A 23660-nucleotide genomic window follows, 5' to 3' on the forward strand; every position below is an offset into this window, starting at 1 on the left:
AAAGAGGGGCTCGAGTGTTAGTATGAAGACCTGTTTGATCGTCGACGACAGCAAGGTGATCCGCAAGGTCGCCCGCCACATCCTTGAGACGCTGGAATTCAAGGTTGAAGAAGCCGGCGATGGCCGCGAGGCCCTGTCGCATTGCGAAGACTCGATGCCGGACGTGGTATTGCTCGATTGGAACATGCCCGTGATGAGCGGCATGGAATTTCTTCAGCTCCTTCGTAAGGGCGGTCATGAAAACCAGCCCAAGGTTGTTTTCTGCACCACTGAAAATGACATGAGCCACATTCGCGCTGCGCTGGAAGCCGGTGCCGACGAATATGTCATGAAGCCCTTTGACCGCGAAACGCTGCACGTAAAACTCCAGCTCGTCGGTGTAGCCTAAGAGTAGCGCCATGGCCGGCGCACTCGCCTCCAATCATATCCGTAGGCCCAGCGCCCAAGAGCGCGTGCGTCTGATGATCGTCGATGATTCGATGGTCGCGCGCGCGGTTCTTTCGCGCATCGTCAGCAACGATCCGCGGTTTGAGATTGTCGCTGTCGCGGGCACTGCCGAAGATGCCGTCACTGCGCTCCAATATACGCGTGTCGACATCATCCTGCTCGACCTGGAAATGCCGGGAGCAGGGGGGCTCAAGCATCTTCCCAAGATCATCGAGGTTGCGCGGGGTGCACAGGTGCTGATCGTCTCCTCGCTTGCCGACGAGGGCGCCGAAGTCACCGTCCAGGCGCTTGCGCTTGGTGCTGCGGACACGCTTCCAAAGCCCGGCACCGGCAAGTTCCGCGGGCGATTTTCCGAAGTGTTGCTTGGCAAGCTGGGCGAACTTGCGAGCGGCACCGTCGCTTTCGCCGCGTCGCGTGAGCAGCAGGTGTTGCCGCTACCAGACACGCCGGCACCCGGGCTTCGCCTTATGCCGGACGCGCCGCTCGAGCTCTTGGCGATTGGCGCTTCCACCGGCGGTATCCATGCCTTGTCGATGTTCTTCCATTCGCTGCCGCCCAAGATCGGTGTGCCGATCCTGGTGACGCAGCATCTGCCGGCAGCCTTCATGTCGGTCTTTGCCCGGCAGCTCGGCAGCGCCGCCCTGCGTCCTTGTTGGGTCGCTGAAAACGGCATGAAACTTGAGGCGGACCAGGTCTATGTTGCCCCCGGCGAGAAGCATTTGAGCGTCGAGCGGCGGGAAGACGGAGCTTATGCACGCCTTTCTTCTCAGCCTGCGCGCTCGGGCTGCTGCCCGTCGGTCGATCCGATGTTCGACAGCGCGGCCCGCGAATTCGGCGAAGGGGCAATCGGGGTCGTGTTGACGGGAATGGGCCGTGACGGAACCGATGGCGCCGCCAAACTCGTAGCGTGCGGAGGCGCCGTAATCGCGCAAGACGAAAATAGCAGCGCGGTGTGGGGCATGCCCCGCGCCGTTGCCGATGCGGGGCTGATCGCTGCCAGTGGCACACCGGGCGAATTGGCCGACTTGGTCGCCAATCGACTGGAGCGCGACTGATGGAAGTGTCGGACAGCTCGAGCCGCATCCTCGCAGGACTTCTTGAAGGGCGCACCGGCCAGCAATTGACCCTCAGCCGTCGCTGGCGGATCGAGACCGCATTGTCCTCGGTCCTGCGTGCGCGGCGGATCGCGACGCTCGATGAACTCATCACCCTGCTGGTAATGGGCAAGGACCCCGGTCTTGCCGACGAGGTCGTCGAAGCGCTGCTCAACAACGAAACCTATTTCTTCCGCGATCGCACGCCGTTTGACACGATCCGCGACCAGCTTCTGCCCGACCTGATGGAAAAGCGCGCGGCAACGCGCCGCATTCGCATCTGGTCTGCAGGCTGCTCGAGCGGGCAGGAGCCCTACAGCCTCGCCATGATGTTCGCGGACGATCCGCACAAATGGGCAGGTTGGAATATCGAAATCTACGCAAGCGACATCAGCGGCAGCATCATCCGCAAGGCGCGAAACGGTCGCTACACGCAGTTCGAAGTCCAACGCGGCCTCGGCATCCAGCAGACAATTCGCTGGTTCGAAGAAGACGAAGACGGCTGGGTGGTAAGCGACAAGCTGCGCCAGATGGTGAACTTCGAAACGCGCAACCTGCTCGACGATCCGCCAAACGGGTCGTTCGACCTGGTGCTGTGCCGCAACGTCCTGCTCTACCTCAACCACGAACGCCGCCGTGAAGCATTCGATCGCATCGGCTCGGTCGTCGCGTCCGATGGCGCGCTGGTCCTGGGGGCAGGGGAAACAGTTATTGGTCAGACAGAGTTGTTTGCCGCCGACCGGAACATTCGCGGCCTGTACCGCCTGCAGCAGAACGAGAATGCCGACCGCCGCGCCATGAGGGCTTGACCTTACGCCTGTTTTTGGTGGCAAGGTGCGCGCCATGATTGAGCGGCCATCACCCAATCATAACGAACGCGAGCTGCCGGTCTCGATGATCGTGCTGCATTATACCGGCATGGAAAGCGCAGAGGCGGCGCTGGATCGTCTCACCAGCCCAGACGCGCAGGTCAGCGCCCATTATTGCATCGACGAGGATGGCACGACCTACCGGCTTGTCGACGAACGCCGGCGCGCCTGGCACGCGGGCAAGAGCTATTGGCGCGGAGTGACCGACATCAACAGCGCCAGTGTCGGCATCGAACTGGTCAATCCGGGCCATGAATTCGGCTATCGCGAATTTCCCGACGAGCAGATCGCGGCGCTGTTGCCGTTATTGGCCGACATCAAGGATCGCCACGGCATCACGCGGGGCAACGTGGTGGGGCACAGCGATGTCGCGCCGGCGCGCAAGGAAGATCCGGGCGAGCTATTTCCCTGGTGGGAACTGGCCAAGCGACGGCTGGCATTGCCGAGCCCGACCAAGGACCTGATGGACCCGTTCTGGACCGATGCGGGCTTCATGCTGGCACTGGAGCGGTTTGGCTATGATGTGACTGATCCCGAAAAGGCGGTGATCGCCTTCCAGCGCCGCTTCCGCCCCGACATGATCGACGGGATTGTCGATGGCGAATGTCGCGCAAAATTGCTTGCCCTCTTGCTCCCGCGCCCTCAATAGACCATATCGCCCGCCTGCCAGGGGACCGGGCGGCCGCGCGATGAGCGAGGAAAGTCCGGGCTCCACGGGAAAACGGTGCCGGGTAACGCCCGGCGGCCCTTCGGGGTCAGGGACAGTGCCACAGAAAGCAATCCGCCGCTCTTCGGGGCGGTCAGGGCGAAAGGGTGCGGTAAGAGCGCACCGCGGTTCCGGCAACGGCGCCGGCACGGTAAACCCCACCGGGAGCAAGACCGAATAGGGACGGCACATGCGGTTTCCCGCCGCGCCGTCCGGGTTGGTCGCTAGAGGTGAGGGGCAATCCTCACCCCAGATGAATGGTCGCCCATCCTCTCACGAGGTGGACAGAACCCGGCTTACAGGTCTCCTGGCTTAATCTCTTTGGTGGCGGATCCTTCCGCTACCTATTAGGCTTAAGGGCTATGGCAAGACGACAGCGATCCGACGATTGGGGCTTCCCCCGCTGGCGCTCCTACGGGGAGAAGGGCCGCGAGGCGTCCAAGGTGCGACTGTGCGATCGCGTCAACTGCCGCGAGGTCGGCGATCGGCCAGCGCCCAAATCTCCCAACAGCCCCGAACGCTGGTACTTCTGCGAGAAGCACGCGGCCGAGTATAACAAGAACTGGAACTATTTCGCGGGCCTCGATGAAGCCGAAGCCAAGAAGCGCGCACAGGATGAGAGCCGCGATGCGTCGGGTTTTCGCCAGAGCGCGCACTACCAATGGGCCGGCCCTGGTGACGGCAGTCGAAGCCGCGACGAGATGCGCGCGCTCGATGTGCTCGGGCTCGATCCCGATGTGGATTTTGAAGAGGTGAAGAAAGCGTACCGCGCGCTAGCCAAACAGTTTCACCCCGATCGCAATCCCGACGATGATGATGCAGCGGAGGAATTCGCGAAAGTGCAAGCCGCCTACGATGTCCTCAAGACAAATGAGGAAGCGCGACAAGCGCTGGGCTAGGGGTTGCGGATATAGGTCCCGACGACGTTGGCGACCACGCGCTCTTCATCGATGAACGCCTTGCCGCGCACGAACGCGATGGACTTGGTCATCTTGTAGCATTCGCACCGCGCCAGGACGGTATCGCCGGCATGCGCTGGGCGCAGGTAATCGAGCCTGAGGTCCACCGTCGCGATCGGTTCGAACTTGCCCATTTTCTGCCAGACAGCGGCCCCGCCGCACGCATCGACCAGGCTGATGATCGCACCGCTGGCGAGGATGCCCGTTTCGGGAACGCCGACGATTTCGGGCCGGAACGGAAGCGACATTTCGACCCAGTCGTTGCCATGATCCTGGTATTTGTAGCCGAGCGCGGCGCCGTGTCCGTAATGTTCGGCGATATCGAGAAACTTCTTGGGATCGAAGACATCGGCGATACGCGCGTGGTCCTCCGGGTGCGCGGTCATGTGAGCCGCTCGGCGGTCTTGCGCACGAGCGCGATCATGTTGGGCACGCCCTGCGTCCGGTTCGACGACAGTTCACGGGTCAGGTCGAACGGTTCGAGCGCTGCGGCAATGTCGGTCGCCGCAACCTCGGCGGCTGGCTTGTCCTGCACCGCCGCCAGCACCAGCGCGACCACGCCCTTGGTGATCGCCGCATTGCTATCGGCAAGGAAGTGCAGCTTGCCGTCCTGGCTGGTGGGATAGACCCACACGCTGGCCGAACAGCCGCGCACCTTGGTGGCATCGGTCTTCAACGCATCGGGCATCGGTTCGAGCTTGCGGCCGAGATCGATCAGCAGCCGGTAGCGATCTTCGCTATCGAGGAATTCATATTCGTCCTGGAGGTCGGACAAGGTGGGCAAACTCATGCTGGCGGCAATAGCCCCGCGCTAGCGGTCGCGCAATTGCTCGATCTGGCGCGTGAGGCTGTCCTCTTTCTCCACCGCGATCCGTTCAAGGGTCTCGACGCGGTCGCGCAGGCGGGCCACCTCGGATTCCAGTCTCGGGTTGGCTGCCGCATCACTGCTTTCGATCCGGGACTGGTCGCGATACTTATATTTCCAGCGCGCCGTCATCATCACCGTCACCATGACCATGAGCACAATGAAGGCGACCATCTCATATTCGTTCACTTGGCCTTTTCCTTCGATAGGTCTGACGACAGGTCGCTCAGCGCGTCGATTTCAGCGGCCAGACGTGCCGGCTTGTCAGTGGCGATGCGTTCCAGTGTCTCCACCCGCTCGCTGATCTTTTCGAGCCGGTTCATCAAGTCGCGATTTTCCGCGGTCAGTTGTTTGATTTCCTGAAGGTCTTCGGGGTTGCTCTTGTGGATCAGGTTGCCGTCATCGTCAGACAGCGGGTAGCCATTCTTGATCTTCATATAGTCAAGAAAAATCCAGCCGAAGATGGCCACGAGGCCAAGCAACATGCCGAGGATGGGTATCGAAAGCCCGATGATCTTGATGCTCCTACTGGATCTTCTTGGGTTCGCCGCGCAGTGCTTCGATCTCTTTGGCAATACCATGAGACTCGTCGGTGACAATACGTTCGACCGTCTCGAGCCGGTCCTTCATCGACCCCATCTCGGCGCGGAGCTGCGCGTTCTCGTTGGTCAACAGCTTGATGCGTTCCTGGCTTTCCTTGTCGGTCTTGGGCCCGATCGCATTGCCCCAGCTTCCTTCGAGTGGATAGCCGTTGCGGATGCGCAGCCATGTGCTGATCACCGATCCGGCGACCATCAGTCCGACGATCATGGCGACAAAGGGCGCCAACTCGATTGCCAGGCGATATTCTTCGTTCATTTGTTCCTCAAATCTTCGATTTCACGGGCAAGGCTGTTTTCCTTGTCGACGGTGATGCGTTCCAGGACATGCAATCGATCGCGAAGATCGCCGATTTCCTTGCGCAGTTCCCGGTTCTCGGCCTCCAGCTTCGGATCCGCAACATGCCTTTCGCTTTTGCCGGCTGCCTGTCCCTTGGCTTTGGCAAAGCTTCTTAAAACGCCGCCAATGGTGGTGATAAGGATGATGAGGATGACGAAATTGAAAGGAAATCCAAGCGCTTCCATCAGTTCGTACTTTCCTTTCGTTCGGGCAGTTGCCGCAATGCCTCGATCTGCGCCGCGGTTTCCGCACCACTATCGATGGCAAGTTGTTCTAGCACAGCTACGCGGTCTTCAAGAACCTTGTTCTGAACGGCATATTGCGCAGCCTTCTCGGCAGCGTAGTTCGCCTCGATTTGCTGCTTCCGTTCGGCGTGCTTGAACGCGAAGCGGAGGATGTAGACGATCAGGACAAAGGGCAGCAAAAGCGCCAGGGCCGAGATGAGTGTATCGCCCACGGGATCCGCTCCTACTTCAGGTCGTCGATCTGCTGCGCCAGCACGCGGTTTTCGCTGGTGACGAAGCTTTCGATGTCGGCAAGCCGCCGGTCGATGTCGCGGAACTGCGAATGAATCTGGCGGGCTGATTTGCGCGGTGAGGCACGCACGCCTTGCCAGAACTTCTGTTCGTCAGCGGTCTGCCCTTCAAGCTCGTAAGGGCGGTCGGGCACAAAGAAGCCGGCGAGCAGGTAGAACAGGATGGTGGGCGATCCCGGGATCAGGAACGTCATTAGCATGCCGAGCCGGACCAGCGCGACGTCGAAGCCGGTATAGTCGGCAATGCCGGCACAAACGCCGAGGAACTTGGCATTCTTCTTGTCGCGATAGAATTTGGTGTGACGCGGCGGGCCTTCATAGATGGGCGAGCGTGCCATGATCAGCGTCCTTTCCGGCTCAGCAGTCGTTCCTGTTCGGCGAGCAATTCGTCGGCACGGCCCAACAGGCCCGCATCATCGTCTTTGTAACGCTCCATCGGCAGCGCTTTCTGTTTCCAGTCGGGATTTTCGGCGCTCATGATGCGCTCGATCGTTTCGAGCCGGTCATTCAGACGTTTCGCAGCACTGTGAAGCTCGTCTAGCAGTTTCTCGTCAGGCACGGACAGGGTGGCCTGCTGCTTCCACTTTGTGATGTAGTGGAAAATGATCCACGGCATCGCGATGAAGAGCGCGAAGATCCCCAAAATCGGGATGATGATACTTTCGTCCACTTTGTTTTCCCCTTTGCCCGCATAAAGGGCTGGTTAGCTTGATTTCTTGGCCTTCAAGGCGGCTTTCATCGCCTCCAACTCGGCATCGACCTTGTCGGAGGAGCGGAGGTCGGAAATTTCCTGCTCGAGACTCTTAGGCCCTTCAAGGCCGAGCGCTTCGGCCGTGCCTTCCGCCATGTCGGCGCGCTTTTCGAGCATTTCGAAGCGAGAGAAGGCATCCTGCGTGCGGCTGCTGTGCAGCACTTCGCGGGCCTTGGCGCGGGTAATCGCGCTCTCGAGACGGTTCTGGATGGCAGCCTGACGAGCCCGTGCCTCACGCAATTTTGCCTGGAGCTTGGCGATATCGGCTTCGTACTGCTTGAGCGTCTCGTCGATGGCGGCAATTTCCTCGCGCAGTCCGTCGGCCATATCGGCGGCCTTCTGGCGTTCAATCAGCGCCTGTTTGGCTAGATCCTCGCGGTCCTTGGACAGTGCCAATTCGGCCTTTTCCGTCCAGCTGTCCTGCAAATCGTCGAGGCGAGTGAGGGCGCGGCGCATTTCCTTGCCGTCCGCGATAGTCCGTGCGGCCGATGCCCTGACTTCCACAAGTGTCTCTTCCATCTCGAGGATGATCATTCGGATCATCCGCGCCGGATCTTCGGCGCGATCGAGGATTTCGGTCATGTTCGCCGCGAAGATATCTTTGACGCGAGAAAAAACTGCCATTTGGTGCTCCAATTAGGACCCTGTCGAAGAAATATATGCGAGAAACATGCCAAGAACAGCTATATCCATAAATTCCGTAATATCTGCAATTTTTCGACCAATGGCGGTTCGAAAAATCTTGCCAAATGGTGGGATTTCCCACCAAGGAATAGTATGGATCGCGGCAAGCAACTGATTGGCCAAAGCCTTGCATTTCTCGACGCCAGCGAGCGCGCAAGCCGCGCCGCGCCGCTCAACCGCCCCGTGCTCGTTATCGGCGAACGCGGTACGGGCAAGGAGCTGATTGCGGAAAAACTCCACCATTTGTCGCAGCGCTGGTCGGGGCCTCTCGTTACCATGAATTGCGCGGCGCTTCCTGAAAACCTGATCGAGGCCGAGCTGTTTGGCCATGAAGCGGGTAGCTTTACCGGCGCCTCGAAAAGTCGCCAGGGTCGCTTTGAGGAGGCAGATAGCGGCACGCTCTTCCTCGATGAACTGGCGACGTTGTCATCGGCGGCGCAGGATCGCCTCTTGCGCGCGGTGGAATATGGCGAAGTGACGCCGATTGGCGCGTCGAAGCCGATATCCGTCGATGTGCGTATCGTGGCGGCCACCAACGAACATCTACCCAGCCTCGTACAACAGGGCCGCTTTCGCGCCGACCTGCTCGACCGCCTGAGTTTCGAGGTCGTCACGCTGCCGCCACTGCGCGATCGCGAGGGCGATATCGAGCTGCTGGCCGATTTCTTCGGTCGCCGGATGGCGGTCGAGCTCGAGTGGCCCAACTGGCCAGGGTTCTCGAAAAAGGCGATAGAACGGCTCGAGAATTATCCGTGGCCCGGCAACGTGCGCGAATTGCGCAATGTCGTCGAGCGCGCCGTCTACCGTGCCCAAGATCCAGAGCGCGAGGTCGACAAGATCAATTTCGATCCCTTCCGTTCGCCCTGGGCGCCGCTCATCAAGATGGACTCGGAAGTCGAAGCTGCTGAATTCGACGCGGCTGAAGAAGAAAGCGAGACCGGCGCGCCCGCGGCTGCTGCCCCTTATGCCAAGCTCGACACGGACGATTTCAAGGCCAGTATCGCAGAATATGAAAAGGCGGTAATCTCGAACGCGCTGGAAAAGAACCGCTATAATCAGCGCGCGACCGCCGAGGCGCTGGGCCTGAGCTATGACCAGCTTCGGCACGCCATGAAGCGCCTTCAGCTCAATGCCGAGGCGACCTAGGCCGAGCGATTATCGCGCGGCAACCCGGTTGACGTGCAACGCAAGGGCGTTAGCTGCGTTGGCCAGTGGAATACATCCCAACAGGAGCAGACAGATGGCCTTCGTACTTCCCGATCTTCCTTTCGCCAAAGACGCGCTGGGCGACAACATGTCGGCGGAAACGCTCGATTATCATCACGGCAAGCACCACAAAGCCTATGTCGACAAGACGAACGGCATGGTCGAAGACGACAAGCACGACATCTCCGACAAGAGTCTGACCGGCGTCATCAAGCATGCCAAGGAACATGGCGAAAAGGGCCTGTTCAACAACAGCGCCCAGATCTGGAACCACAGCTTCTTCTGGTTGGGCCTTGCGCCTGAAGGCTCGACCAAGCCGTCGGAAAAGCTCCAGTCGATGATCGACAACGATTTTGGGTCGACCGATAAAATGCTCGAGGCGCTGCAGAACGAGAGCGCGAACCATTTCGCGTCGGGCTGGGGCTGGCTGATCCTCAACAACGGCAAGCTTGAAGTAACCAGCCTGCACGATGCCGACACGCCGGTGGTTCACGGCATGACGCCGCTCTTCACCGTCGATGTGTGGGAGCACGCTTATTACATCGACTACCGCAATGCGCGGCCCGATTATCTGAAGAGCGTTCTCAACAACATCGTGAACTGGGACTTCGTCAGCCAGAACCTCGACGGCAACGGCATCAGCCGCGCCGATCAGGACGGCTGACCGGTCGCAAGGCCAATGATTTCGGGCGGTGCCTTCGGGCGCCGCACTTAATTTTTGAGGCGATGCCCTGTCTTGAAGATCCACGCGATCAGAGCGAGCGGCACGAGGATGCACAGCGCCATCGCCAGCACGCTCGTCCAGATGGGCACGTCGGCCACCTCGAAGAAGGTCCAGCGATACCCGGACACGAGGTAGATGATCGGATTGATGAGCGTGATCGTGCGCCACGGCTCCGTCAGCGCCGAGACCGAGTAGAAAATGCCGCCCAGGAAGGCGAGGGGCGTGACGATCAGTAGCGGCGCGAACTGCAATTGTTCAAAATTGTTGGCCAGCAGCCCGATGACAAATCCCATAAGACAAAAGCCGGTCGCGATCAGGAAGAGGAAGAGCAGCATCAGCAAGGGCTGCTCGACGCGCACGTCGACGAACAGCGTCGCCGTGGCCAGCGTGACCAATGCGAGGATGAAGCTTTTGGTCGTGGCTGCGCCGACATAAGCTGAAACCGTCTCCAGCGGTGAAATCGGCGCTGACAGGATTTCGTAGATCGTGCCCGTAAACTTCGGAAAATAAATGCCAAAGCTGGCATTCGATATGCTTTGCGTCAAGACTGACAGGAGGATCAGGCCCGGCACGATGAAGCTGCCATAGTCGATGCCTGCCATGTCGCTCATCCGGCTTCCGATTGCCGATCCGAACACGAGGAAATAGAGCGCGGTGGTGATCACCGGCGCTACCAGGCTTTGCCAAAGCGTCCGGCGCCACCGCGCCATTTCGAACTTGTAGATCGCGAAGACGCCGTGCGGGTTCATGCCTCGTCTCCCCGGCGCACCAAGCTGACGAAGATGTCCTCGAGGCTCGACTGGCGCGTGGTCAGGTCCTTCCAGCCGATCTGCAGCTCGTCAAGCTTGCGCATTAGCCGCGGGATACCCGTTTCCTCGGCGTGCCCGTCAAAATCGTAGCACAATGTCGCGCCTTCATCGGCGAGGCTGATCGATCCATCGTCGAGCGCGGCCGGGACCGCCGACATCGGCTGTTCAAGGAAGATCTTGAGCGTGCGGCGGCCCATCTGCGCCATCAGCTCTTCCTTCTTGCCCACTGCAATCAATTCGCCGCCGCGGATGACGCCGACCCGGTCGGCCATTTCCTCGGCTTCCTCGATATAATGGGTGGTCAGGATGATAGTGGTCCCGTCGGACTGCAGCTTGCGCACCAGCGCCCACATGTCGCGGCGCAGCTCGACGTCGACGCCGGCGGTGGGCTCGTCGAGGAACAGGATTTCGGGCTCGTGGCTCAGCGCCTTGGCAATCATGACGCGCCGCTTCATGCCCCCCGACAATTCCATCATCAGGCTATCGCGCTTGTCCCACAGGCTGAGCCGCTTGAGCAGCTCCTCGAGATAGGCATCGTTGCGCGGCTTGCCGAACAGGCCTCGGCTGAAGCTGACAGTCGCCCAGACGCTTTCGAACGCGTCGGTCGTCAATTCCTGCGGGACGAGGCCGATCATGTCGCGTGCGGCGCGGTACTCGCTCTCGATGTCGTGCCCGCCTACGGTGACCGTCCCGGCGCTTTTGGTCACGATCCCGCAGACGATCGAGATCAGCGTCGTCTTGCCGGCGCCATTGGGGCCGAGCAGCGCAAAAATCTCACCTTTCTCGATCTCCAGGTCGACGCCCTTGAGCGCCTCGAACCCGCCGCCATAGACCTTCTTGAGGCCGTCGATGGCGATGACGCTCATTCGGCCTTCTTGGCCTCGGGATCGACGTTCAACCCATGGCGCATCAGCATCGGCACGTTGGCCGCGGCAAAGACGAAGGTGAGGGGAAGCATCCCCCAGATCTTGAAGCCGATCCACTGGTCGGTGGTGAAATTGCGCCAGACAAATTCGTTGAGGATTGCCATCGCGACGAAGAAGAAGGCCCAGTTGCGCGTGAGCAGCATCCAGCCCCGCTCGGACAGGCCGGGATAGGCGCTCCCCAGCAAGGCCTTGAGCAGCGGCCGTCCGGTAAATAGCCCTACGAACAGCACGATCGCGGCAGCCCCGTAGAACAGGGTCGGCTTGATCTTGATGAACATTTCGCTCTGCAGGTAGATCGTCAAACCACCCATGATCAGCACGAGCACGGCCGAAAAGATCTGCATCGTGGTGACATGGCGCACCGCGGCGTAGGTGATCGCCATCGCGACGATGATCGCCACCATGAAGACACCGGTCGCCGCGAAAATCTTGGCCGCGTCCGGCACCGGCGCGAACTTGTTGGCGAGAAAGAAAAGGATCAGCGGCCCTAGGTCGAGCAGCAGCTGCTTGCCTGTCGACAGGCCTTCGCGCTTTTCCTGTTCGATCGAGGGGCCGGGGTTCACGTCACTCATTCGGGGGGCAATCCTGCAATGGCGCGGGCAACCGCGCGCGGGTCGAAGGGGCGAAGGTCATTCACGCTCTCGCCAACGCCGATCGCATGGATGGGGAGGCCGAACTTCTCGGCCGCCGCGACCAGCACGCCGCCGCGCGCGGTGCCGTCAAGCTTGGTCATGACGAGACCGGTCACCTTGGCGACCTCCTGGAAAACTTCGATCTGGTTGAGGGCGTTCTGCCCCGTGGTGGCGTCGAGCACGAGGACGACGTCATGCGGGGCTTCCTCGTTAAGCTTGCCCAGAACGCGGCGGATCTTGGACAGTTCGTCCATCAGATAGCTCTTGTTCTGCAAGCGGCCCGCCGTGTCGACGACCAGCACGTCGATACCGGTCGCGGTCGCCTGCTTGACGCCATCGAACACGATCGAGGCCGGGTCGCCGCCTTCGGCGCCCGCAATCACCGGGGCACCGATGCGATCGCCCCAGATCTTGAGTTGTTCGATGGCGGCGGCGCGAAACGTGTCGCCCGCGGCCAGCAGGACGCCGTAATCCTGCTCTTTCAGATAATGGCCAAGCTTGCCGATTGTCGTGGTCTTGCCCGAACCGTTGACGCCGATCACGAGGATGACGTGCGGCCTGGGAAAGCCATAGATATCCAATGGTTTGGCGACAGGCCTTAAGATCTTTTCGATCTCTTCAGCGAGAATCGTGCGCAGGCCGCGTTCGTCCAGCTGATCAAACTTGCGCGCCGCGATCGCCTCGCGAATGCGGCTCGATGCTTCGGGGCCGAGATCCGAGGCGATCAGCGCCTCTTCGATATCGTCCAGCGTCGCGGTGTCGAGCGCCTGCTTGCTGGTCAGCCCGCTGATATTTTCGCCGACGCGATCGGCGGTCTTGCGAAACCCGCCGGTCAGGCGTTCGAGCCAACTCATTCGAAAACCCCCGTCAAACCCTTGTCGTCAGCATCGATGATTCGCGCCTTGCCGTACGCACCGCGTGCGGCACCTTCAACCGTGATTGGCGCGAAGGCGTCGGTGTGACCCTTGCCGCCATTTTCAATCAGTGCGGGCTGGGTGGTGCCGACATAGGAGCGCAGCCAGGCCAAACGCCGCTCCGCCGCGCGGTCGCGCAGCCGCGCCGCGCGCACCTTGATGAGCCCGCGATCGAGTTGCGGCATGCGCGCTGCTGGCGTCATTTCACGCGAGCTGAACGGAAAGATATGCGCCGCGACGATGTCGCAATCATCAAGCAGTTTCAGAGTATTTAGCGCCATGTCCTCAGTTTCAGTGGGAAAGCCTGCGATGAGGTCCGCGCCGATCGTCGCGTCGGGCCGCGCCGCCTTGATCTTCTCGACAATGTCGACGGCTTGAGCGCGGCTGTGGCGACGCTTCATGCGCTTGAGGATCATATCGTCGCCCGCCTGCAGCGACAGGTGGAAATGGGGCAATAGTCGCTCGTCACCCGCGAGCAGCTCGTAAAGCGGGCCGTCAATCTCGATGCTGTCGAGACTGGAAAGGCGGAGCCGCTTGAGCCGCGGTTCGTCGGCAAGAAGGCGCTGGAGCAGATGCCCGAGCGTCCGGCCGTCATCGTCGTAGCTCGTAATATCGACGCCCGTAATCACGATCTCCGCCGCCCCGCGATCGAGCTCGGCTGCAACCGCGCGGCGCACTTCGTCATAGGGCAGGCTGCGGCTGTTCCCGCGTCCATAGGGGATCGTGCAGAAGGTGCAGCGATGATCGCAGCCATTTTGGACGGCGACAAAACTGCGCACCTTGCCCTGGAACCCCGCCGCCACCGGATCGGCTGTTGCCGCCATGACGTCACTCGGAAGTGCCTTCGATGATTGAAGAATTTTATCCAGGTGCAGCTTGTCGGCATTGCCGAGCAGCGCATCCACCTCGGGCATTTCCTGGAAGGTTTCAGGCTCGATCTGCGCCGCGCAGCCGGTCACCAGCACCTTGGCGTCTGGGTTGCGCTTCTTGGCCTTGCGGATCTGCTGGCGCGTGGTGCGCACCGCTTCGGCCGTCACCGCGCAGCTATTTACGATGACCAGGTTCTCGTCGCGGCCCTCGAGCTGGCTCGCCATCGTCTCGCTCTCGGCAAAGTTGAGCCGGCAGCCCAGCGTGATCGTCTCGACGCCCATACTTACAGCGCTTCCAGGTCGATCTGGCCGGTAAAGACGTGGGTGGCAGCGCCCGTCATGCGAATGGGGCCGCCCGGCTTCCAGTCGATGTGCAGCGTGCCCCCCGGCATCAGTACGATTACCGGCGAGATCGCCTTTTTGCGGCGGATCGCGGCGACTGCGCTGGCGCAGGCACCGGTGCCGCAGGCCTGTGTTAGGCCCGTACCGCGTTCCCATGTGCGGATGCGGATGCCGCGAGGGTCTTCTTCGACGATGTTGACGTTGATGCGCTCGGGGAAGGCGGGATCGGTCTCGATCCGCGGTCCCAATTCGCCCAGCGGCACCGCGTCGACATCATCGACGAAGAAAACGAGATGCGGATTGCCGACATTGACGGCATCGGGCGCTTCCAGATCGTCCCAACCCATGGGCACGGGCGCGGTATCCATCGCATCGGCGATCGGGATCTCGTCATATCGGAAGCGGGGCTCGGGCAGGGTGACCGTTACCGAAAGGTCATTGACTTCACCCTCGAGCATCCCGCCATCGGTTTCGATTTTGCCCGCGCCTGTCAGTGCGACGACGCAGCGCGTCGCATTGCCGCACGCTTCGGCGGGCGAGCCATCGGCATTCCAGATATCCATCCGCACCTGCGCTTCGCTGCCCTTTGACAGGCGGATCAGCTGGTCGCACCCGATCCCGCGATGACGATCACACAGCTTTTTCGCTAATGCCTCGTCCACGGCAATTGCCTCCTCGCGCGCGTCGAGGATGACGAAGTCGTTGCCGAAGCCGTGCATCTTGTGGAAGGTGGTGGACATTGCATGGGGACTTAGGGTGCATGCGTAAGGAGAGCAACAACTAGGGGGAATAGTTATGCTTCGTTGGATCAAGATTGCACTGGTGACGCTCGTCGGGCTGCACGCGTTGTTCTACCTTGCCCAGAACCTGGCAAACCTGGGCGCTGCGCACAGCGCCCTGGCTTATGTGCTCAGCGGTGCCGAACACGAGGTTTACACACAAACCGCCTTTTTCCACTCGGGTAGCTCCTTGTTCGCCTGGATCGCATTGTCCTTCGTCCTGGCTGGCGAGGGACTGACGGCATTTTTCGGGCTCAAGGGCGGGTTTGACATGTTCAAGGCCCGCGGTGCGGCTCCCAATGCATTTCATAGAGCCAAACGGGCTGCAGTATATGCTGGTGCATTCGCGCTGCTGACCTGGTTTGGCATGTTCCTGACCTTCGGCGCCGCCTTTTTCCAGATGTGGCAGACGCAACTGGGTGCCGGCAGTTATGAAGGCGCCTTCATCTATGCGATGGCTTCGGCCGTCACCATCCTGTTCGTCTATCATACCGAGGACTGATGCCGCCAAGCCAGCAGACAATCGAACGCGCACAAGCGCAGGAGCTCATCGACTACTGGTTCGAGGAGGTCGGCGAAGAGGGCTGGTGGAAGAAGGACCGTGCGCTCGATGAGGAAATCCGCGCGCGCTATGGCGACTTGCGTCAGCGCGTGATCGACACCCGGGCGGAGGAATGGCGCAAGGGGCCGCGCCGCATCCTCGCGGCGATCCTCATGCTCGACCAGTTCAGCCGCAACCTCTATCGCGGCAGCGCGGAGGCGTTCGCGCAGGACCCGCTCGCCCGCCGCCTGACGCGCCGCGCCATCGAGAAGGGCTGGGACCAGAAGCTGGAACCGCGCTACCGCAACTTCCTCTACATGCCGCTGATGCACAGCGAGAGCATGAGCGACCAGGACGAAAGCGTCCGCCTGTTCGACGCGCTGAGCAAGGACGGCCGCGACAAGTTCGCCCACCTCCACCGCGACCAGATCGAAACCTTTGGCCGCTTTCCGGGGCGCAATGAGGCACTGGGGCGCGAAAGCACGAGCGCCGAGCGGCAGGCGCTGGAGAATGGAGCGGCGTTTTAAGTTTGAGGGTCGAATTCCGCCTTCAGTTCAAGATAGGTCCTATACCTCATTTCGCGAATTTCCTCAGGAGTGAACGGCTGTTCCCGTACCTCTTGATCGCAGCGATATCTTTTGATCGGTGGATCAGTGTCTTGGCACTCAATAAGCCGAACAAGAAGTTCAGATTTGACCGTATGTCCTGGTTGACTCCATCTTACGTGATATGCGTGGTCTTCCGTAGAACCAAACTCTAGCCCATTCACTGATAATTCGAACTCTTCAAGTTCGGCATCATCGGTATCTGACCGGGTCGCTGAGAGGGTGACAGATGACACCGAGAGGTCGTCAGTCCCTGCGGTAGTAAGAAGTTCTCCATCTACGAACACTTGTAGCGCCAGCATACTATGCCCTTTCCAATTTGAATTGATCTCATTCCCAGTTCTGAATGAACAAACAGTTGCGCTGACGCTTGACCCCGCCGCCTGCCTCGCCTAGAGGCGCGCTCGTCGATTAAGACAGACATATTGGGTGCACGGGCGTTGAAAAGCCCACGCTGGCCGACGAGGTTTCGTCCGCCGGCGTTTTTCGCGTTTTGCGCCCGATAGAGGAGAAGTGAGTTTGTTTGACAGCCTGAGCGATCGCCTTGGTGGGGTCTTTGACAAGCTTCGCGGCCGCGGAGCGCTGACCGAAACCGATGTGCGCGCCGCCATGCGCGAAGTGCGCATCGCGCTGCTCGAGGCCGATGTCGCGCTCCCGGTTGCTCGCGACTTTGTCAACGACGTCACCGAACGCGCGGTCGGCGAGGAAGTCATCCGCTCGGTCACGCCGGGCCAGATGGTCGTCAAGATCGTCAACGATGCGCTGGTCGAATTGCTCGGCAGCGAGAATGCCGAACTCAATGTCAACGCGACCCCGCCCGCCGTCGTCATGATGGTCGGCCTGCAGGGCTCGGGTAAGACCACGACGACCGCCAAGCTTTCCAAGCGGCTCAAGGAAAAGTCGAACAAGAAGGTCATGATGGCCAGTCTCGACGTCGCGCGACCCGCGGCGCAGGAACAGCTTGCCGTGCTCGGTCGCCAGATCGACGTCGATACGCTGCCCATCGTCGCCGGCCAGTCGCCCACCGATATCGCCAAACGCGCGCTCGAGAGCGCCCGCCTGCAGGGCTATGACGTCCTGATGTTCGATACGGCGGGTCGTCTTCACGTCGACGATGCGCTGATGGACGAGATGAAGGCGGTCGCATCGGTCGGAAAGCCGGTGGAAACGCTGCTCGTCGTTGACAGTCTGACCGGCCAGGACGCGGTCAACGTCGCGAAGGGCTTTGGCGAGGAAGTCGATCTTACCGGTGTCGTGCTGACCCGCATGGACGGTGACGCGCGCGGCGGTGCAGCGCTGTCGATGCGCAAGGTCACGGGCAAGCCGATCAAGTTTGCAGGTACGGGCGAGGCGCTCGATGCGCTCGAACCCTTCCATCCCGATCGTGTCGCGGGCCGCATCCTCGGCATGGGCGACGTCGTCAGCCTCGTCGAACGGGCCGCCGAAACGGTCAAGATGGAGGATGCCGAGAAGCTTGCCGCCAAGATGGAGAAGGGCAAGTTCGATCTGGATGATCTGCGCATGCAGATCAAGCAGATGCAGAACATGGGCGGCCTCGGCGCGCTCGCCAAGATGATGCCCGGCATGAAGGGCATGAAGGGCGCGGGCGATATCGACGACAAGGCGCTGACGCGTCTCGAAGCGATGATGAGCTCGATGACCGCCAAGGAACGCGCCAAGCCCAAGCTGATCAACGCCAAGCGCAAGATCCGCATCGCCAAGGGCTCGGGGACGACCGTGCAGGACGTCAACAAGCTCCTCAAGATGCACCAGCAGATGGAAACCACCATGAAGAAATTGAAGAAGATGGGTGGTCTGGGCAAGCTGGCACAAATGTTTGGCGGGGGCGGGATGCCCGGCATGCCCGGCGGCGGGGCTCTCCCCGGCGGCGGCGCGCCTGGCGCCTTGCCCGGTCTCGGGGGCGCTGCTCCCGGCAACCTCCCGCCCGGTTTCGACAAATTTACAAAGAACTAAACTGATACCCGAAGAAGGAATAAGATTATGGCAGTTGCAATTCGTCTCGCCCGTGGTGGCGCCAAGAAGCGTCCTTATTACCGCATCGTCGTGGCCGACAGCCGTCGTTCGCGCGACGGCAAGTTCATCGAACGCGTCGGCAGCTACAACCCGCTGCTGGGCAAGGATGACCCCGATCGCGTCAAGCTCGACACCGATCGCATCAAGCATTGGCTGAGCGTCGGTGCGCAACCGACCGACCGCGTCCTTCGCTTCCTCGACGCCGAAGGCATCATGAAGCGCGAACCGCGCAACAATCCGCAGAAGGCGGAACCGGGCCAGCAGGCCAAGGATCGCGCCGAAGCCAAGGCTGCCAAGGAAGCCGAAGCTGCTGAAGCCGCCAAGGCTGCCGAAGAGGCGCCCGCTGAAGAAGCCAAGGAAGAAGTGACGGAAGAAGCGGCCACCGATGCGACGGAAGCGGCACCGGCCGAAGAAGCGGCTGCCGAGGAAGCCAAGGAAGAGGCTCCGGCTGAAGAAGCCAAGGAAGAAGCTCCGGCCGAAGAAGCCAAGGCCGACGACGCCGACGCGGACGCCGAGAAGGCCGAATAACTGCCATGACGTCACCGGCGGCGGAGGAACAGCGCGTGGCGCTCGCCGCCGTCGCCGGTGCGCACGGCATCAAGGGGGAGCTTCGCCTGAAGCTCTTCGCCGAGGGGCTCGACAGCCTTAAGGCGCATGACACGCTGATCGTTGGCGGAAAGCCCGCTAAGTTGGTCAGCATCCGCGATGGCGGCAAGGTGGCAGTAGCGCGCTTCGAGGGCGTCAATGACCGCGGCGCAGCGGAAAAGCTGCGCGGGACGCTGATCGAGGTCGAGCGCGACCAGTTGCCTTCGCTCGACGAAGGCGAATTCTACTTTTCCGACCTGATTGATCTCCCCGTAGTCGATGACGCGGGCGAGCCCATCGGTCATGTCGTTGGCGTCGAGAATTTCGGTGCCTCCGATATCGTCGAAATTGAAAAACCAAACGGCAAGCGCTTCATGGTTCCGTTGACCAAAGCCGCCGTGCCCGAATGGGATGCGGAAAAGCTGGTCGTGAACGCGGATTTCGTCGATGCCTGACGCAACGCTCAACGTCGCAATCTGCCAGGCCGCGCCTGTGCCGCTGCATATCGACAGCGGTATCGACAAGGCGGTGGGCCTCGCCAAGGCGGCGATCGCCGACGGTGCGCAGCTGGTGGCATTCGGCGAGACGTTCCTCGGCGGCTATCCGCTCTGGCTCGACGAGGCTCCGGGTGCCGCGCTGTGGGACCATCCCGGCTCCAAGGCGATGCACCGCATCCTGATGGGGCAGGCGGTCGTCACTGGCGACGAGCGCCTCGCACCGCTGCAGGCGCTATGCGACGATCATGACGCGATGATCTCGATCGGTGCGCACGAACGCGTGCGCTCCAGCCTCTACAACAACCAGCTGCTGCTGCGCCCCAATCAGAGGCCTTTGGACCACCGCAAGCTCGTGCCCACACACGGCGAGCGCCTCATCTGGATGCGCGGCGATGGCTCGACGCTCGGCGTGCATGACGCGGGCAAGGCCAAGGTCGGCAATTTGATCTGCTGGGAGCACTGGATGCCGCTGGCGCGCGCCGCGATGCACAACCTTCAGGAAAGCGTGCATATCGCCGCCTGGCCCACGGTGCGCGACACCTACGCCATCGCGTCGCGCCATTACGCGTTCGAAGGACGCTGCTTTGTCCTCGCTGCCGGCCTCGTCCAAACCAAGGCCGAGTTGATTGAGGGCATCGAACGCTGCGGCGGCGATGCCGATGCCGATGCGTTGGCACTCGCCCACGAGATCGAAGCCGAGACGATTAACCGTGGTGGCAGCATGATCATCGCGCCCGATGCGCGCATTCTTGCTGAGGCAGGTGAGGGCGAAGAAACCATTCACGCCGAGCTCGATCTTTCGGAGAGCGATGCCGCCAAGGCCAGCCTCGACACCGACGGCCACTATAGCCGCCCCGACATCTTCACGCTCGACGTGAACACCGCGCCCCAGCAGGGCGTGCGCTGGGACGATTAGATGACCTTCCGCGCTTCCATTCTCACCCTCTACCCGGACATGTTTCCGGGGCCGCTCGGGCATTCGCTTGCGGGACGCGCGCTCGAGGACGGCAAGTGGTCGCTCGACGTCACCAACATCCGCGATTTCGCTGCCGACAAGCACAAGACGGTCGATGACACGCCGGCGGGCGGCGGTGCCGGCATGGTGCTGCGCTGCGATGTGCTTGCCGCCGCGCTCGACAGCGTTGCCGATGGCCGGCCGATGCTCGCCATGACCCCGCGGGGACGCCCGCTCACGCAGGCCAAGGTGCGTGATCTGGCGGCGGGCGAGGGCGCCATCATCCTGTGCGGTCGTTTCGAAGGTTTTGACGAGCGCATCTTCGAGGCGCGCCCCATCGAGCCCGTCTCGATCGGCGACTATGTCCTCTCGGGCGGAGAGGTGGCCGCGATGGTTACCCTCGACGCTTGCATTCGCCTGCAAGGCGGGGTAATGGGCGCGGCCTCTAGCGGAGAGGACGAGAGTTTCGAAACCGGACTGCTCGAATATCCGCATTATACCCGACCTCAAGAGTGGGAAGGGCGCACGATCCCCGAAGTGCTGCGATCTGGGGATCATGCGAAGATTGCCGCTTGGCGAAAGGCCAGGGCAATCGAAGATACAAGGTCACGGCGACCGGACTTATGGGAAGCTCATGGGGAGCCTCCGGTCCAATCGCCCTCTGGCGCGCGGTTGAAGAATGAAGAGAATTAGGAAATGAACCTGATCCAAGAGCTCGAAAAAGAGCAGATCGAAGCGCTTACGAGCGAAAAGAAAATCCCGGACTTCCGCCCCGGTGACACGCTGCGCGTTGGCGTTCGCGTTGTCGAAGGCGAGCGGACCCGTATTCAGAACTTCGAAGGCGTGTGCATCGCGCGCGCCAACAAGGGCGTGAACTCCAACTTCACCGTACGCAAAGTGTCGTTCGGCGAAGGTGTCGAGCGCGTCTTCCCGCTTTATTCGCCCAACGTCGACAGCATCACTGTCGTGCGCAAGGGCGCCGTTCGTCGTGCCAAGCTCTACTATCTGCGTGGCCGCACCGGTAAGGCCGCTCGTATCGCCGAGCGCAAGGACAACCGTCCCGCCAAGACCGACGCGTAAGCGACGACAACTTGCGATTTCCAGGGGCGTCCGGCATCAACCGGGCGCCCTTTTTGTTTCCGGAGAGAAGATGCGCATTGTTCTTGCTGCCGCCGCCGCTTTGGTCATGACCACCCCCGCCATGGCTGAAGATCTCACCCTCGAAGCCGTATTCGGCAGCCCGTCACTGAACGGGCCCAGCCCGCGCGCGATGAAATTGTCGCCTGACGGCACGTTGCTCACCATGCTGCGCCCGCGCGACGATGACCGCGAACGCTATGACCTTTGGGCGCTCGACACGTCGAGCGGCGAATGGCGCATGCTGGTCGACAGCGAGGAAGTCGGCACGGGCGCTGAACTGTCCGAAGCCGAAAAGATGCAGCGCGAACGCGCACGCATCGGATCGCTAAAGGGCATCGTCACCTATGACTGGTCGCCCGATGGACAATATCTGCTCGTCCCGCTCGACGGCGACCTTTATCTCGCCGGACGTGATGGTAGCGTTCAGCGCCTCACTGATACGGCCGAAGGCGAACTCAATCCCGTGATCAGCCCCAAGGGCGGCTATGTCAGCTTCGTGCGCGATCGCCGGCTTTACGTAGGTGCGCTGGGCGAAGAGCCGCAGCCCATCACGCCGGCCGAAGAGAACGAGAACGTTTATTGGGGCGAAGCCGAATTCGTTGCGCAGGAAGAAATGGACCGCGACACCGGCTATTGGTGGAGCCCCAACGACGACAGGATCGCCGTCCTGCGGTTCGACGAGAGCCCCGTTCGAGTAGTTACGCGCACATCGATCGGCGCCGAAAGCACCAGTAGTTTCGACCAGCGCTACCCGCTCGCCGGTACCGACAATGTCCTCAATGAACTGTGGATCGTAAATGCCGCCGATGGCGCGCGCGTCAAAGCGGATCTGGGGGACGAGACCGACATCTATATTCCGCGCGTCGACTGGGGCCCCGATGGCAAGACGCTCTACGTCCAGCGTCAGAACCGTGCCCAGACGACACTGGACCTGCTGGCCGTCGATCCGCTTACCGGAGAGAGCCAGCTACTGTTTTCCGAAAAGGCAGCGGAGCGGCACTGGATCAATCTCACCAAGAATTATCGCTTCCTGAAGAATGGCGGCATCCTGTGGTGGTCGGAGCGCGACGGCTTTGGGCATCTCTATCTCGGCGGGCCGGGCAGCTGGCGCCAGCTGACCAGTGGCGATTGGGTGGTCGAGGAATTGCAGGGCCTCGATGAAGACAACAGCATCGTCTATTTCACCGGCAACAAGGATGGCGTGCTCGAAACGCATCTCTATCGCCTCGATTATTCCAATCCTGAAGCGCAGCCGCTGCGCCTGACCGAGCTTGGCTATTCGCACGGCGTGACGATGGACAAGAAGGCAACGCGCGCGATCATTTCGCGCTCGGCACCGGGGCAGCCGCCGCAGCATTATCTTGCCGATACGGGCGGCAACCGGATCGCCTGGATCGAGGAAAATGCGCTCGACGCGGATCATCCCTACGCGCCCTATCTCGACAGCCATGAGGCCAGTCGTTTCGGCACGATCAAGACGCCCGATGGCACGACGCTTCATTACGAAATGATCCTGCCCGCGAACATGGAAGAGGGGAAACGCTACCCGGTCTTCATGCAGCATTATGGCGGCCCGCTCGCCCAGACGGTGCGCAATGGCTGGACCGGTGCGCTGCGCCAGTGGATCGTCGACCAGGGCTATATCTTCTTCCAGCTCGACAACCGCGGTAGCGCCAATCGCGGGGTCGCCTTCGAACAGCCGCTGTGGCGCGCCATGGGCGGGATCGAGGTGGGCGACCAGAGGCTGGGCGCAGACTGGCTCAAAACGCTCGATTATGTCGATGGCGACCGCATCGCGACCTACGGATGGAGCTATGGCGGCTATATGAGCCTCAAGATGCTGGCGGCTGATCCCGGCACCTATGCTGCGGCCATTGCCGGCGCGCCGGTATCCAAGTGGGAGCTCTACGACACCCACTACACCGAGCGCTATATGGGTGATCCGCGCGAAGTGCAGGACGCATACGACGCGGCCTCCACTTTCGACGGCTTCGAGAAGATCGAGGATCCGCTGCTGCTGATCCACGGGATGAGCGATGACAATGTCGTGCTCGACAACAGCACTGCGATGGCCGCTGCGCTGCAGAAGGAAGCCATTCCGTTCGAGATGATGCTGTACCCTGGCCAGACGCACCGTGTCGAAGGCCCCGGCATCTCGGTCCATCTGTGGAACACCATCATGGATTTCCTTGGAGCCAACGGGGTTGCCGGCGGACCTGCCGAGTAGGCTCCCGCGTTGACTTATCGGCTGCG

Annotated in this window: 32 protein-coding genes and 1 other RNA gene; 17 read left to right on the forward strand and 16 right to left on the reverse strand. The window is 61.4% G+C overall.

The features are described from left to right. Positions 1-22: 22 nt before the first annotated feature. From NUX07_RS06380 to NUX07_RS06405, 6 genes are all read left to right on the forward strand, one after another. Positions 23-388, forward strand: a complete 366-nt coding sequence (locus tag NUX07_RS06380; RefSeq protein ID WP_265529727.1) for a response regulator — start codon at positions 23-25, stop codon at positions 386-388. A gap of 10 nt (positions 389-398) precedes the next feature. Next, entirely contained in the window at positions 399-1502 is a 1104-nt protein-coding gene (gene cheB, locus NUX07_RS06385; protein WP_265529729.1) for a chemotaxis-specific protein-glutamate methyltransferase CheB, read from the forward strand. Then, positions 1502-2350: a CheR family methyltransferase gene (locus NUX07_RS06390; protein WP_265529731.1), complete on the forward strand. Its 849-nt coding sequence runs from the start codon at positions 1502-1504 to the stop codon at positions 2348-2350. The genes cheB and NUX07_RS06390 overlap by 1 nt, the downstream gene beginning before the upstream one ends. A 34-nt stretch (positions 2351-2384) precedes the next feature. Continuing rightward, positions 2385-3059, forward strand: a complete 675-nt coding sequence (locus NUX07_RS06395; protein WP_265530763.1) for an N-acetylmuramoyl-L-alanine amidase — start codon at positions 2385-2387, stop codon at positions 3057-3059. 17 nt (positions 3060-3076) lie between these two features. Then, positions 3077-3431: RNase P RNA component class A (rnpB, locus tag NUX07_RS06400), an RNA gene on the forward strand. Between the two features lie 47 nt (positions 3432-3478). Then, the gene (locus tag NUX07_RS06405) at positions 3479-4015 is read left to right on the forward strand and encodes a J domain-containing protein (protein ID WP_265529733.1); all 537 of its coding nucleotides are present in this window, start codon (positions 3479-3481) and stop codon (positions 4013-4015) included. Here NUX07_RS06405 and NUX07_RS06410 read toward each other — a convergent pair. Genes NUX07_RS06410 through pspA form a run of 10 tightly spaced genes read right to left on the reverse strand, consistent with a single transcriptional unit; the run spans position 4012 to position 7789 of the window. Further along, complete coding sequence (locus tag NUX07_RS06410) at positions 4012-4461, reverse strand: PaaI family thioesterase (RefSeq protein WP_265529734.1); 450 nt, start codon at positions 4459-4461, stop codon at positions 4012-4014. The two genes, NUX07_RS06405 and NUX07_RS06410, sit on opposite strands and share 4 nt — an antisense overlap. Continuing rightward, a complete protein-coding gene (locus NUX07_RS06415; RefSeq protein ID WP_407696145.1) occupies positions 4458-4865 on the reverse strand; it encodes a SufE family protein in 408 nt (135 codons plus the stop codon). Before NUX07_RS06415 ends, NUX07_RS06410 begins: the two co-directional genes overlap by 4 nt. Positions 4866-4886: 21 nt before the next feature. Beyond that, positions 4887-5129, reverse strand: a complete 243-nt coding sequence (locus tag NUX07_RS06420; RefSeq protein ID WP_265529736.1) for a hypothetical protein — start codon at positions 5127-5129, stop codon at positions 4887-4889. Next, positions 5126-5425 carry a hypothetical protein gene (locus tag NUX07_RS06425; RefSeq protein WP_265529738.1) on the reverse strand — a complete coding sequence of 100 codons (300 nt, stop codon included), beginning with the start codon at positions 5423-5425 and terminating at the stop codon, positions 5126-5128. The genes NUX07_RS06420 and NUX07_RS06425 overlap by 4 nt, the downstream gene beginning before the upstream one ends. A 40-nt stretch (positions 5426-5465) precedes the next feature. Then, complete coding sequence (locus NUX07_RS06430; protein ID WP_265529740.1) at positions 5466-5798, reverse strand: hypothetical protein; 333 nt, start codon at positions 5796-5798, stop codon at positions 5466-5468. Continuing rightward, on the reverse strand, positions 5795-6064 hold the full coding sequence (locus NUX07_RS06435; RefSeq protein ID WP_265529741.1) for a hypothetical protein: 270 nt from the start codon (positions 6062-6064) through the stop codon (positions 5795-5797). The genes NUX07_RS06430 and NUX07_RS06435 overlap by 4 nt, the downstream gene beginning before the upstream one ends. Continuing rightward, positions 6064-6336, reverse strand: a complete 273-nt coding sequence (locus NUX07_RS06440; RefSeq protein ID WP_265529743.1) for a hypothetical protein — start codon at positions 6334-6336, stop codon at positions 6064-6066. The genes NUX07_RS06435 and NUX07_RS06440 overlap by 1 nt, the downstream gene beginning before the upstream one ends. A gap of 11 nt (positions 6337-6347) precedes the next feature. Further along, the gene (gene pspC, locus NUX07_RS06445) at positions 6348-6752 is read right to left on the reverse strand and encodes an envelope stress response membrane protein PspC (protein WP_265529745.1); all 405 of its coding nucleotides are present in this window, start codon (positions 6750-6752) and stop codon (positions 6348-6350) included. Positions 6753-6754: 2 nt separating this feature from the next. Continuing rightward, the gene (gene pspB / locus NUX07_RS06450; protein WP_265529747.1) at positions 6755-7084 is read right to left on the reverse strand and encodes an envelope stress response membrane protein PspB; all 330 of its coding nucleotides are present in this window, start codon (positions 7082-7084) and stop codon (positions 6755-6757) included. 33 nt (positions 7085-7117) lie between these two features. Then, positions 7118-7789 (reverse strand): phage shock protein PspA, encoded by a 672-nt coding sequence (pspA, locus tag NUX07_RS06455; RefSeq protein ID WP_265529750.1) that lies wholly within the window; start codon positions 7787-7789, stop codon positions 7118-7120. Positions 7790-7942: 153 nt separating this feature from the next. On the opposite strand from pspA, the gene pspF reads away from it, so the two are divergent. Together pspF and NUX07_RS06465 are read left to right on the forward strand one after the other, a co-directional pair. Continuing rightward, positions 7943-8995 (forward strand): phage shock protein operon transcriptional activator, encoded by a 1053-nt coding sequence (gene pspF, locus NUX07_RS06460; protein WP_265529752.1) that lies wholly within the window; start codon positions 7943-7945, stop codon positions 8993-8995. 94 nt (positions 8996-9089) lie between these two features. Further along, positions 9090-9719, forward strand: coding sequence for a superoxide dismutase (locus NUX07_RS06465; protein ID WP_265529755.1), 630 nt, complete (start codon positions 9090-9092; stop codon positions 9717-9719). 47 nt (positions 9720-9766) lie between these two features. Here the strand turns inward: NUX07_RS06465 and NUX07_RS06470 are convergent, their stop codons facing one another. From NUX07_RS06470 to dapF, 6 genes are read right to left on the reverse strand one after another with little or no spacing between them, the layout of a single operon-like run. Next, complete coding sequence (locus NUX07_RS06470) at positions 9767-10528, reverse strand: ABC transporter permease (protein ID WP_265529757.1); 762 nt, start codon at positions 10526-10528, stop codon at positions 9767-9769. After that, the gene (locus NUX07_RS06475; RefSeq protein ID WP_265529759.1) at positions 10525-11454 is read right to left on the reverse strand and encodes an ABC transporter ATP-binding protein; all 930 of its coding nucleotides are present in this window, start codon (positions 11452-11454) and stop codon (positions 10525-10527) included. Before NUX07_RS06475 ends, NUX07_RS06470 begins: the two co-directional genes overlap by 4 nt. After that, complete coding sequence (locus NUX07_RS06480; RefSeq protein ID WP_265529760.1) at positions 11451-12086, reverse strand: septation protein A; 636 nt, start codon at positions 12084-12086, stop codon at positions 11451-11453. Before NUX07_RS06480 ends, NUX07_RS06475 begins: the two co-directional genes overlap by 4 nt. After that, positions 12083-13000: a signal recognition particle-docking protein FtsY gene (ftsY, locus tag NUX07_RS06485; protein ID WP_265529761.1), complete on the reverse strand. Its 918-nt coding sequence runs from the start codon at positions 12998-13000 to the stop codon at positions 12083-12085. Before ftsY ends, NUX07_RS06480 begins: the two co-directional genes overlap by 4 nt. Continuing rightward, the gene (gene mtaB / locus NUX07_RS06490; protein ID WP_265529762.1) at positions 12997-14211 is read right to left on the reverse strand and encodes a tRNA (N(6)-L-threonylcarbamoyladenosine(37)-C(2))-methylthiotransferase MtaB; all 1215 of its coding nucleotides are present in this window, start codon (positions 14209-14211) and stop codon (positions 12997-12999) included. The genes ftsY and mtaB overlap by 4 nt, the downstream gene beginning before the upstream one ends. Before the next feature lie 2 nt (positions 14212-14213). Next, positions 14214-15011: a diaminopimelate epimerase gene (gene dapF, locus NUX07_RS06495; RefSeq protein WP_265529763.1), complete on the reverse strand. Its 798-nt coding sequence runs from the start codon at positions 15009-15011 to the stop codon at positions 14214-14216. 55 nt (positions 15012-15066) lie between these two features. Here dapF and NUX07_RS06500 point away from each other — a divergent pair, with 55 nt between their 5' ends. From NUX07_RS06500 to NUX07_RS06540, 9 genes are all read left to right on the forward strand, one after another. Then, the gene (locus tag NUX07_RS06500; protein ID WP_265529764.1) at positions 15067-15552 is read left to right on the forward strand and encodes a DUF2165 family protein; all 486 of its coding nucleotides are present in this window, start codon (positions 15067-15069) and stop codon (positions 15550-15552) included. Continuing rightward, positions 15552-16118, forward strand: coding sequence for a DUF924 family protein (locus tag NUX07_RS06505; protein ID WP_265529765.1), 567 nt, complete (start codon positions 15552-15554; stop codon positions 16116-16118). Before NUX07_RS06500 ends, NUX07_RS06505 begins: the two co-directional genes overlap by 1 nt. A gap of 597 nt (positions 16119-16715) precedes the next feature. Beyond that, positions 16716-18170, forward strand: coding sequence for a signal recognition particle protein (gene ffh, locus NUX07_RS06510; RefSeq protein ID WP_265529766.1), 1455 nt, complete (start codon positions 16716-16718; stop codon positions 18168-18170). Between the two features lie 27 nt (positions 18171-18197). Continuing rightward, positions 18198-18758: a 30S ribosomal protein S16 gene (gene rpsP / locus NUX07_RS06515; RefSeq protein ID WP_265529767.1), complete on the forward strand. Its 561-nt coding sequence runs from the start codon at positions 18198-18200 to the stop codon at positions 18756-18758. A 5-nt stretch (positions 18759-18763) separates the two neighbouring features. Beyond that, positions 18764-19270, forward strand: a complete 507-nt coding sequence (rimM, locus tag NUX07_RS06520) for a ribosome maturation factor RimM (RefSeq protein ID WP_265529768.1) — start codon at positions 18764-18766, stop codon at positions 19268-19270. Then, entirely contained in the window at positions 19263-20228 is a 966-nt protein-coding gene (locus NUX07_RS06525; RefSeq protein ID WP_265529769.1) for a carbon-nitrogen hydrolase family protein, read from the forward strand. Before rimM ends, NUX07_RS06525 begins: the two co-directional genes overlap by 8 nt. Then, positions 20229-20960 carry a tRNA (guanosine(37)-N1)-methyltransferase TrmD gene (gene trmD, locus NUX07_RS06530; protein WP_265529770.1) on the forward strand — a complete coding sequence of 244 codons (732 nt, stop codon included), beginning with the start codon at positions 20229-20231 and terminating at the stop codon, positions 20958-20960. A 3-nt stretch (positions 20961-20963) separates the two neighbouring features. Beyond that, a complete protein-coding gene (gene rplS, locus NUX07_RS06535) occupies positions 20964-21347 on the forward strand; it encodes a 50S ribosomal protein L19 (protein WP_265529771.1) in 384 nt (127 codons plus the stop codon). A gap of 70 nt (positions 21348-21417) precedes the next feature. Further along, positions 21418-23634 carry a S9 family peptidase gene (locus tag NUX07_RS06540; protein WP_265529772.1) on the forward strand — a complete coding sequence of 739 codons (2217 nt, stop codon included), beginning with the start codon at positions 21418-21420 and terminating at the stop codon, positions 23632-23634. The last annotated feature ends 26 nt before the right edge of the window (positions 23635-23660 follow it).

Origin of the sequence: Sphingomicrobium marinum, from assembly GCF_026157105.1 — a bacterium.
GTDB lineage: Bacteria > Pseudomonadota > Alphaproteobacteria > Sphingomonadales > Sphingomonadaceae > Sphingomicrobium > Sphingomicrobium marinum.